The organism is Zoogloea sp. (genome assembly GCF_028689785.1).
Lineage (GTDB): Bacteria > Pseudomonadota > Gammaproteobacteria > Burkholderiales > Rhodocyclaceae > Zoogloea.
In genome coordinates, this window is the sequence record NZ_JAQVCN010000002.1 from 196,699 (window position 1) to 207,198 (window position 10,500).

A 10,500-nucleotide genomic window follows, 5' to 3' on the forward strand; every position below is an offset into this window, starting at 1 on the left:
TTGGGTCGCTATATGAGGGTTCTGGGTGTTTTTGGAGTTTTTTCCAAACCCGAATCGTCAAGGCGTGTGCCCGTTGCGGGGCGGCGTGACGTTTTTCTCCGGAGTCGCGTCCGGGCTGCCGTAATATCCGCTTGTTATCATCAGAAGGCTGCAGTCGGGCCTAATTGAGGGGAAGATTTATATGAAACGATTATTGACGATAGGCGCACTGGCCTGCCTTGCTGCCGGGCTGACGGGGTGTGCTACACCTTATCCCGCTGCGCCGGCTGCTGCCACGAACGCTGATTACAATTATCTGATCGGGCCGGGTGATTCCGTCAATATCGTTGTGTGGCGAAATCCTGAATTGTCAATGATGGTTCCGGTGCGCCCCGACGGCAAGATCACGACGCCGCTGGTTGAAGACCTTCCTGCCGCCGGGCGCGATGCGTCGACGCTGGCCCGCGAAATCGAGAAAGCGCTGGCCAAGTACATTCGCGATCCGGTCGTGACGGTGATCGTCAGCAACTTCGTCGGTCCTTATTCCGAGCAGGTTCGTGTTGTGGGCGAGGCCGCCAAGCCGATGACTTTGCCGTTCAAGCAGAAGATGACAATGCTTGATCTGATGATCGCAGTAGGCGGCATCACCGATTTCGCTGACGGCAACAGGGCGGTGCTGCTGCGCACCTCCGAGAACGGTAAGCAGTACTCCGTCCGTCTTCGTGACCTCATCAAGCGTGGCGACGTTTCCGCAAACGTCGAGCTCAAGCCGGGCGATGTGCTGATCATTCCTCAAAGCTGGTTCTGACCCATTCTTCTTGATCTCCTCCCCGGGCTGCCCCGGGGAGTCGCCTTCGGAATCTCCCAATGGAAGACATACTAAGACAGCTGTCGGTGATACTCCGCGGCATGTGGCTCTATCGCTGGTGGGGCTTGGCTGCTGCGTGGATCGTCGGCCCGATCGCTGCGGCGACGGTTTACCTGCTGCCTGACCGCTATGAGTCTTCGGCCCGGGTGTATGTAGACACTCAGTCGATTCTCAAGCCGCTGATGTCCGGGCTCGCCGTGCAGCCTAACGTGGATCAGCAGATCAGTATTCTCAGCCGCACGCTGATCAGCCGTCCCAATGTGGAGAAGCTGATCCGCATGGCCGACCTGGACCTGACGGTCAAGACCAAGGAAGAGCGGGAGGCGCTCATTGCCAGCGTCACGAAGTCGCTGGAGATCCGCGTTGCAGGTCGGGACAACCTTTATACCCTCGCTTACACCGATACGGATGCCGAACGTGCCAAGCGCGTCGTGCAGTCCATGGTATCCATGTTTGTCGAGTCCGGCCTCGGCGACAAGCGCAAGGATTCGGATACGGCACGCAAGTTCATTGAAGAGCAGATCAGAGCCTACGAGCAGAAGCTCGAAGAGGCCGAAAACCGTCTCAAGGAATACAAGCTGCGCAATCTCTCCACGGTCGGTAGTGGTGGCCGGGATTACTTCTCCAAGATGAATGAAGCGAGCGAGCAGCTCAACCAGGCACGCCTTGCCCTGCGTGAAGCGGAAAACTCGCGAGATGCCCTCAAGCGCCAGATCGTTGGCGAGGAGCCGGTCCTGCTGCCCGACAATGTGAGCAGCGCTGCGCTGGCTGCGGTTTCGGTGCCAGAGCTGGATGGTCGCATTGAAGCCCTTAAAAAGAGCCTGGATGGTCTGCTCCAGCGTTACACCGAGCAGCACCCCGACGTAGTTGGTGCCCGCAAGACCATCGAGTTGCTCGAGGCCCAGAAGCTCCAGGAAATCCAGTCGCGCCGGAAGGCTGCGCCTACCGGCATGTCGAGTTCCGCGGGCTCCAATCCGGTGTATCAGCAGTTGAAGATGTCACTGGCCGAAGCCGAGGCCAATGTGGCTTCGCTCCGTGCCCGGGTTTCCGAGTATGAGAGCCGGGTCCAGTCCCTGTCGGCCGCATCCCGCATGCTGCCGCAGATCGAGGCTGAGTTCACCCAGCTCAACCGGGACTACGACGTCAATAAGCGCAACTACGACCAGCTCGTGGCCCGTCGTGAGTCGGCCACCATGGCAGTCGAAATGGGGGCGACCTCGGGGGTTGCAGATTTCCGCCTGATCGATCCGCCTACGGTGCCGAACAAGCCGGCGGCGCCCAACCGTCTGCTCCTGATGCCGGCCGCTGGGTTTGCTGCCCTGCTGATGGGGGCGGCCATCAGCTTCCTGATCAGTCAGATTCGCCCCACCTTCTCGGATACCAATGTGCTGCGTGATGTGACCGGCCTTGCAGTGCTCGGCGCCGTCAGCATGATTTCCGATCCGGATCGTGCGCGGAACCTGCGTCGTGGAAGGATCGCATTTCTTGGTGGGGTGGGAGCCCTGGTGGGTTTGTTTGGCGCTATGACCGTCTGGTTGATGTTGGCCAGAATGGCTTGAGGGGCAAATATGAGCATTATTGAAAAGGCCGTCGAGCGGCTTGAGCAACTCCAGCGCGCCGCTGGTAACGACAATGCTGCCGCGCGCCAGGAGCCAGTTGTTCCTGATGCACCCGCTGCAATCCCGCCTGTGCCCGTTGCCGCTGCCGTTGAGCGGCCCGAAGTGAAGGAGCCGGCTGCTGTGGCTCCGGCACCCCCCCGGGCGCACAACCCTGACCGTTTCGTCGATATCGATCTTGATCGTCTCCACTCCATCGGTATCGTGACCCCCAATGCACCGCGTTCGCTGATCGGCGATGAGTTCCGTATCGTCAAGCGTCCGCTGCTGCGCAACGTGCAGGGCAAGGGTGCTGCGGAAGTCAAAAACGCCAATCTCATCATGGTGACGAGCTCCTTGCCCGGTGAGGGCAAGAGCTTCAGCTCCATCAACCTGGCTATCAGCATGGCCATGGAGCTGGACCACACGGTGCTGCTGATCGACGCCGATGTCTCCCGTCCTTCGGTGCTCAACATCCTGGGGCTGCCGCCGCGAAAGGGCCTGATGGATGTGCTCACATCGAACGACATGCAACTGGGCGACGTGCTCCTGAAGACCAACATCGAGAAGCTCAGCCTGCTGCCGGCAGGTACGCCGCACCCCCGTGCCACGGAGCTCTTGGCCAGTGATGCCATGAACCATCTGTTGGCCGAACTCGCCGAGCGTTACTCCGACCGGATCATCGTGTTTGACTCGCCGCCGCTCCTGGTGACCACCGAATCCCGCGTGCTGGCGACGCACATGGGGCAGATCGTGATGGTTGTCGAGTCGAATCGTACTACCCAGGCGGCCGTCAAGCAGGCCCTCGCTACCATCGACTCCTGCCCGGTCAGGCTTATGCTGCTTAACAAGGCCCAGCAGACCAGCGGTGGTTCCTATGGTTACGGCTACGGCTACGGCTACGGTTATGGCTACGGTCAAGGACCAAGGGAGGGCGCGTGAAGCTCCGTCGTCACCTCCGGCATCATGGCTCCTTGCCGAGTCTGTGCGTTGCCGCCCTGTCTGCGGCGTTCGCCACCCCGGCCTTTTCCGAGGCCCAGGCGCCGATCTTCCAGACCGCCGTCAATGTGTCGGAAACCATCACTGATAACGTTCAGTTGCGTAATGGCCCGGATGCCAAAGGCGACTGGATCACCATGATCAGCCCGAGTGTGACTGCGAGGTCCAATGGTGGGCGGGTTTCGGGAAACCTGCAGGCAGCATTCAATGCGTCGCTCTACGGCCGGGATTCCGACCTCAGTCGCGGCTTCCTGACGCTGCGTGGTGATGGCAAGGTGACGGCCTGGGAGAACCTGGCTTTTGTCGATCTCAAGGCCTCGGTCAGTCAGGAGGCCTTGTCCAGTCTTGGCGTCCAGTCCGGGGACAGCCTGACCGGGCGCAGCAACCAGACGAATGTCCGCAACTTCGTCGTCAGTCCTTACCTGATCGGGCGTTTTGCCTCCACAGGCAAGGCCGAGGTGCGCTATTCCCTTTCGGATACAGACACATCGTCGACGGTGGTCCAGAAGATGCAGACGCGTACCCTGTCGGCCAACCTCACTGATCCGAATGCGTTTGGCAAGGCTGGTTGGTCTCTGGCCTTCTCTGACAGCATCATCCAGTATTCCGACCGGCGCGACCTCAACAACAGCTCGCTTCGGGGGAGCGCCCTGTTTCAGTTCAATCCCCAGGTGCAGATGCGCCTCATCGTAGGGTCGGAGTCCAACAACTTCCGTACGGTGGATGACAAGCGTTCGACCATTACCGGCGTTGGCCTGGACTGGGTTGCGAGTCCCATGACCAAGTTCTCCGGCTTGTGGGAAGACCGCTTCTTCGGCCCCGGCTACCTGATGAGCGCCAGCCACCAGAGTGGCCGCTATGTGATTTCGGCGCGATATTCGAAGGACGCGAGCAATACCAGCCAGTCCCTCAACTCGATGACTCAGTTCGACACCTATGGCTTGCTGATGTCGATGACCGCTGCCCGCTTCCCCGATTTTGCCGAGCGCGACGCCTTCGTCCGCGCCTACATTGCCGATCGGGGTCTGCCAACACGACTGGGAACCAGCCAGGCGGTGCTTTCGAGCGGGGTTTTTCTCGATCGACGCATCAACCTGGACATGATGGTGACCAGCCCGAGGAACACGCTCCAGTTCACTGTCTTTCGTTCGGAGCGTTCCGCTTTGACCACCCAGGATTTCGCGCTCGGACCTGATTTCACCTCCAATACCCATATCAAGGATACGAGTGGTTCGGTCAGCCTTACCCATCTGGTGACGCCGATCACCTCGGCCACCGTTGCTCTCACGCTGATGCGCAGCCAACAGGAGGGCTCGACTACCGGTGTCGATCTAAGCAACCGTACCCGTCGCATTACGGCGGGTGTCATGACCCAGTTCACGCCCAAGACAAACGGCTCCCTGATGATCCGCAATAGTGAGGGCAAGGGGACTACGTCCTATACCGAGAACGCCGTCATCGGCTCGGTTTCCATCCGGTTCTGAGAGCACTCATGTACGAAGCCTATTTCGGTCTGCGAGGAAAACCCTTTCAGTTGAATCCGGACCCCTCCTTTTTCTATGGCAGTCGTGGGCATCGCCGGGCGATGGCCTATCTTGAGTACGGACTACACCAGAACGAGGGTTTTATCGTTGTGACCGGCGAGGTCGGCGCGGGCAAGACATTGCTGGTGCGCAGCCTCCTGGAGAAGCTCGACCCCGGCAAGATCGTCGCCGCCAATCTGGTCAGCACCCAGATTGATGCGGACGACATTCTGCGGCTGGTTGCGGCGGCCTTTGGCATTCCCAGCAAACATCTCGTCAAGAGCGACCTGCTGCTGGCGATCGAGGCCTTTCTCGTGTCCACCACGGCGGCTGGCAAACGTGCTCTGTTGATTGTCGACGAAGCTCAGAACCTGACCCAACGTGCAGTCGAAGAACTGCGCATGCTCTCCAACTTCCAGCTTGAAGACCATGCCCTGCTGCAGAGCTTTCTGGTCGGGCAGCCCGAGTTTCGCACCATCATGCAGAGCCCGGAGATGGTCCAGTTGCGTCAGCGGGTCATTGCGTCCTACCACCTCGGTCCTCTGGACGTAACCGAAACTCAGGCCTACGTCGAGCACCGCCTCGGATGTGTTGGCTGGAAGGGCAATCCGACGTTCGATGTCGAGGCCATGAAGGCCATCTTCAATCACAGCCAGGGGATTCCCCGCCGCATCAATGCCCTCTGCGACCGCATCATGCTGGCTGCTTTTCTGGGCGATCAGCGCCGGATTAGCGCCGAACTTGTCGAGCAGGTTGCGGCAGAAATGAGCGAGGAGCAGGTGGTGCCGGCGGCACTCCAGAGCGGGTCTCCCTCTCTGGCGACGTTTTCGGAAGTGCAGCCTGCGGCTATCGACATCCAGCGTATCCTGGCCAATCCCGAGGCTGCCCGGGCCCTCGCCAATGTGGGGCCTGGCTATGATGCGGCTCGCTTCGAGGAGCGCCTGGCTCTGCTTGAACGGACCCTCTCGACCACCCTGAATGCCCTCAGTCAGTTGATCGGCTCCGCGCAACAGCCAGCCGGTGGTGACGGTAAAGAGGCGGTGACCAAATGACCGTATCGCATTCCGACCGGGGAGGGGTGACAAACGCCCTGACCATCGACGTGGAAGACTATTTCCAGGTCTCCGCCCTAGCGTCCCATTTTCCGAAGGACGTCTGGAACAGCACACCCTGCCGGGTTGAGCGCAACGTCGAGCGCATCCTGGAAATGCTTGCCCGCAGCGGTGCCCGGGGGACCTTCTTCACACTGGGCTGGATCGCGGAGCGTTATCCCGAGTTGGTGCGGCAGATTGTTGCCGGAGGGCATGAGCTCGCGAGTCATGGCTATGCCCACGAGCGTGCCAGTGATCAGTCGCCCGAGGCTTTTCTGGCAGACATCAGGCTCGCCAAGGTGGTGCTTGAAGACATTGGGGGCTGCGAGGTGCGGGGCTATCGCGCGCCGAGCTTCTCGGTCGGCCTGTCCAATCCCTGGGCCCACGGCTGCATCGAAGAGGCCGGCTACGCATACAGTTCCAGTGTGTACCCGGTGAAGCACGATCATTACGGCGTTCCTGACGCCCCGCGTTTCCCTTACACGGTGGGCTCGGGGCTCGTCGAGATTCCCATCACCACGGTGCGGCGTTTTGGTCGCAACTGGCCGGTTGGGGGAGGCGGCTACTTCCGCCTTTTACCTTACCCCGTGTCGGCCTGGGGTATCCGCAAGGTTAATCAGGAAGATCGCAAGCCTGCAATCTTCTATTTCCATCCTTGGGAAATCGATCCCGGGCAGCCCGTGGTGCATGAGGCATCCGCCAAGGCGCGCTTCAGGCACTACGTTAACCTCGCTCAAACCGAGGCCCGTCTTCAGCGTCTTCTCCAGGACTTTTCCTGGGGGCGGATGGACGAAGTGTTTTTGCCCGGCCAGGGTCTGTCTGTTTAAGGTTTCCCAGCATGGTTTCCGTTGTCAAAGTGCGTCCCTTCGCAGAGGCTGACTCTGCGCGTTGGAACGAGTTTGTGTTTGCCTGCCCCGGCGCTACCTTCTTTCACCGGATCGAGTGGCGCGGGATCATGCGGGACGTCTTTCGTCACCGCACCCATTATCTGCTCGCCGAGCGGGACAACAGGATTGTTGCCGTTCTACCCCTGGCAGAAGTGAAGAGCCGCTTGTTCGGCCATGCCCTCACATCCTTGCCCTTCGCGGTTTACGGGGGGGTCGCGGGGGACGACGCTGAAGCCGTTGCGGCTCTTGAGGCAGCGGCTGACGATCTGGCTCGCAAGGCTGGCGTCCAGCATCTCGAGTACCGCAATCTCTGCGCCCGTCACACGGACTGGCCGCGGCAGGATGTGTACTTCACGTTTCGCAAGGAGATCTTTCCGGACGAAGAGGCCAACATGGCGGCGATTCCGCGCAAGCAGCGCGCGATGGTTCGCAAGGGTATCAAGAATGGCCTGGTGGCCAGCTTCGACAGCACTCCGGATCGTTTCTTCGCCCTGTACTCCGATAACGTGCTGCGCCACGGTACGCCGGCCTTGTCGAAGAAGTTTTTTCAGACCCTGCTGTCGGTCTTCGGCAAGGATTGCGACATCCTTACCGTGACAACGGCTGATGGCAAGCTTCTCTCCAGTGTGCTGAGCTTCTACTTCCGTGAAGAAATTCTGCCTTATTACGCCGGGGACGATCTGGCCGCTCGGGATCTGGCAGCCAACGACTTCAAATACTGGGAGTTGATGCGCCACGCCTGTGCCCGGGGTTGCCGCATCTTCGACTATGGCCGCAGCAAGGTCGGTACCGGTCCGTTCAGCTTTAAGAAGAACTGGGGTTTTGAACCAACCCCCCTGTCGTATGAATACCGCCTCTTCAAGCGGGATGCCATACCTCAGAACAATCCCCTGAATCCCAAGTATCGCGCCTTCATCGCCATGTGGCGGCGCTTGCCTCTCGCTGTTGCCAATCGTCTCGGACCGGCACTGGTCCGCAATCTTGGCTAAGAAGCGGGCCCGCATCATGCCTACTGTATCTGTCTGCAGATGCCGTCCTCGCAGACGGCAGGCGGTGCATCACCACCACCCACAACACAGGAAAACTTCATGAGCCCGCTTGTGCAGGTGTTCTCCGCCATTGCGGCCGTCCTGGTCTGGGTGGTTGCCTGGTATTTCGGGACGGCCCAAGAGGTTTCGTCCATCTGGTGGCGCTCCGACACCTTTGCCCACGGCCTCCTCGTACTGCCGATTTCCGGATGGCTGGCATGGCGCAACAGGGACCGGCTGGCTGGCCTGTCAGTGCAGCCTTCACTGATCATGGTGTTACCCATTCTGGCTGCCGGTTTCGGCTGGCTGTTGGGTGAGTTGGCCAGCGTTGCCTCGGTAGCCCATGCGGCCCTGGCCTTCGTCCTGGTTTTCAGCCTAATCGGCGTCCTTGGCTTCCGCCTGGCGCGTCCCCTGGCTTTCCCCATTCTGTTCCTGCTTTTCGGAGTGCCGATCGGCGAATTCCTACTGCCTGTCATGATGGACTACACGGCCGAGTTCACCGTGGCCGCGGTCCGCTTGTCCGGTGTGCCGGTTTACCAGGAGGGGCTTCATTTCGTGATCCCCAACGGGCGCTGGTCTGTGGTTGAGGCCTGCAGCGGGGTGCGGTATCTGATCGCCTCGCTGATGGTAGGCACACTGTATGCCTACCTGAGTTACCGCTCCCTGAAGCGTCGCCTGCTCTTCGTGGCCGCTGCGATTGTCGTGCCGGTGATCGCCAACTGGCTGCGGGCCTACATGATTGTCATGCTCGGATATCTGAGTGACAACCGTATTGCCACCGGGGTGGATCACCTGCTTTATGGGTGGTTGTTCTTCGGCATCGTCATCATTCTGATGTTCTGGATAGGCGGGCGTTGGCGTGAGGATCTTGATCCGGTCGAGGTGGATCGGCCCTTGTCGATGGCCGACGCCACCGCGTCTCGCGGGGGTTTTGCCCGGGTTCTGCCGCTGGCGTTGGCGATTGCCGCGGCGCCTCTCGCGCTGCGCTACGTGGAGCACTTCGAACTGCTCCATCCGGAGACGGCTGCGTCGATCCCACAGCTGACGGTTGTTGCTCCCTGGACAGAAACTCAGGCGTCCAGAGCTGAGTTCAAACCCTCGTTCATGGGGTTCCGGGAAGACAGCCTGCGTCACTACACGGACGGAACGCATGTTGTTTCGGTGTATATCGCCAGTTATGCCAATCAGCAGCCGGGGCATGAGCTTGTCCAGAGCCAGAACACCTTGGTGCTGCCCAATGATCCGCATTGGAACCGCCTTAACGAAGCCCAGGGGCCGGACTCGGGGGCGGGGCGCTGGCTTGCAACGCGGATATCCCGGGAGTCGATGAAGGCTTTGGTGTGGTCGGGCTACTGGATCAACGGTCGCCTGGTCACCAGTGATTACCTTGCCAAGGGCTTGCTGGTGCTGGGGCGTCTGCAGGGGCACCCGGATACCTCGGTGTTCGGTGCAGTCTGGGCATCGGCGGAGGATGACGTGAAGGCGGGGGCCGCTTTGCAGGCCTTCCATCAGGCCAATGGGCGGGCGCTGCTCGACCAGATCGCCGCTGCCGCCCGGCCTGTTCAGCAATGAGCCCGGCCGAAAAGGACGAACGGATTCTGGTGATGCACGTGGTCTTCAGCTTCGCTGTCGGCGGGCTGGAGAATGGTGTCGTGAATCTGATCAATCGCCTCGATAGCCGACGTTTTCGGCACGTGGTGGTCGCGCTGACAAAATGTGACCCGGTGTTCTGTGCCCGGGTGACCCGCCCGGATGTAGAATTTGTCGCACTGCACAAACCTCCGGGTCACAGCTTCAAGCTCTTTCCGGCGCTCTTCCGTCTGTTTCGGAAGTACCGCCCAGATGTCGTGCATACCCGCAACCTCGCAGCGCTCGAGACAAGCTTGCCGGCATGGCTTGCGGGTGTGCCGGTGCGCATTCATGGCGAGCATGGCTGGGATGTCACCGATCCGGACGGGACCAATCCCAAGTATCGCTTGATCCGCCGTCTCCATCGCCCTTTCGTGACCCATTACATCGCGCTTTCGGGGCACCTCAAGGCCTATCTGCGTGAGGCCATCGGGATTCCGGAGAGCCGTGTGACGCGGATCTGCAACGGGGTGGACCTGAGGCGCTTCGAAGCCCGCGGGCCGCAGCGAGCCCCGATCGATGGCTCGCCGTTCAACGGTCATGGGCATTACGTCGTGGGGACGGTGGGGCGTTTGCAGGCGGTGAAGGATCAGATGAACCTTCTACGTGCTTTTGTACTGCTGATCCGGCGGCGGCCCGATCTGGCCTCCGGAACGCGTCTGGTGCTGGCTGGAGATGGGCCGATGCGGGGCACTCTGGAGGCAGAGATTGCACGAGAGCGTGTTCAGGATCACGTCTGGCTGGCGGGTGAGCGGGGGGATGTGCCGAATGTCAGGCGGGGCTTTGACTGTTTCGTGCTTCCCTCTCAGGCGGAAGGAATTTCCAACACCATCCTCGAAGCCATGGCGGGCGGTTTGCCGGTGGTGGCCACGGCGGTTGGTGGTAATGGCGAGCTTGTAGA

At 60.6% G+C, this 10,500-nt stretch carries 9 protein-coding genes; all 9 read left to right on the forward strand.

All coding sequences use genetic code 11. The features are described from left to right. The first annotated feature begins 181 nt into the window (after window positions 1–181). Window positions 182–787 carry an XrtA/PEP-CTERM system exopolysaccharide export protein gene (locus PHI64_RS02135; protein ID WP_299877826.1) on the forward strand — a complete coding sequence of 202 codons (606 nt, stop codon included), beginning with the start codon at window positions 182–184 and terminating at the stop codon, window positions 785–787. Between the two features lie 59 nt (window positions 788–846). Continuing rightward, complete coding sequence (locus PHI64_RS02140; protein WP_299877828.1) at window positions 847–2,406, forward strand: XrtA system polysaccharide chain length determinant; 1,560 nt, start codon at window positions 847–849, stop codon at window positions 2,404–2,406. A gap of 9 nt (window positions 2,407–2,415) precedes the next feature. After that, on the forward strand, window positions 2,416–3,384 hold the full coding sequence (locus PHI64_RS02145; RefSeq protein WP_299877831.1) for an XrtA-associated tyrosine autokinase: 969 nt from the start codon (window positions 2,416–2,418) through the stop codon (window positions 3,382–3,384). Then, window positions 3,381–4,925, forward strand: coding sequence for a TIGR03016 family PEP-CTERM system-associated outer membrane protein (locus PHI64_RS02150; protein ID WP_299877834.1), 1,545 nt, complete (start codon window positions 3,381–3,383; stop codon window positions 4,923–4,925). Before PHI64_RS02145 ends, PHI64_RS02150 begins: the two co-directional genes overlap by 4 nt. 8 nt (window positions 4,926–4,933) lie before the next feature. After that, the gene (locus tag PHI64_RS02155) at window positions 4,934–6,016 is read left to right on the forward strand and encodes an XrtA/PEP-CTERM system-associated ATPase (protein WP_299877837.1); all 1,083 of its coding nucleotides are present in this window, start codon (window positions 4,934–4,936) and stop codon (window positions 6,014–6,016) included. Then, window positions 6,013–6,882 carry an XrtA system polysaccharide deacetylase gene (locus tag PHI64_RS02160; protein WP_299877840.1) on the forward strand — a complete coding sequence of 290 codons (870 nt, stop codon included), beginning with the start codon at window positions 6,013–6,015 and terminating at the stop codon, window positions 6,880–6,882. The genes PHI64_RS02155 and PHI64_RS02160 overlap by 4 nt, the downstream gene beginning before the upstream one ends. An 11-nt stretch (window positions 6,883–6,893) precedes the next feature. Then, the gene (locus PHI64_RS02165) at window positions 6,894–7,931 is read left to right on the forward strand and encodes a FemAB family XrtA/PEP-CTERM system-associated protein (protein ID WP_299877843.1); all 1,038 of its coding nucleotides are present in this window, start codon (window positions 6,894–6,896) and stop codon (window positions 7,929–7,931) included. 99 nt (window positions 7,932–8,030) lie between these two features. After that, window positions 8,031–9,542, forward strand: coding sequence for an exosortase A (gene xrtA / locus PHI64_RS02170; RefSeq protein WP_299877846.1), 1,512 nt, complete (start codon window positions 8,031–8,033; stop codon window positions 9,540–9,542). Further along, window positions 9,539–10,500 (forward strand): TIGR03088 family PEP-CTERM/XrtA system glycosyltransferase (locus PHI64_RS02175; RefSeq protein WP_299877848.1); only part of this gene is annotated, 962 nt, incomplete at its 3' end. The genes xrtA and PHI64_RS02175, both read left to right, overlap by 4 nt.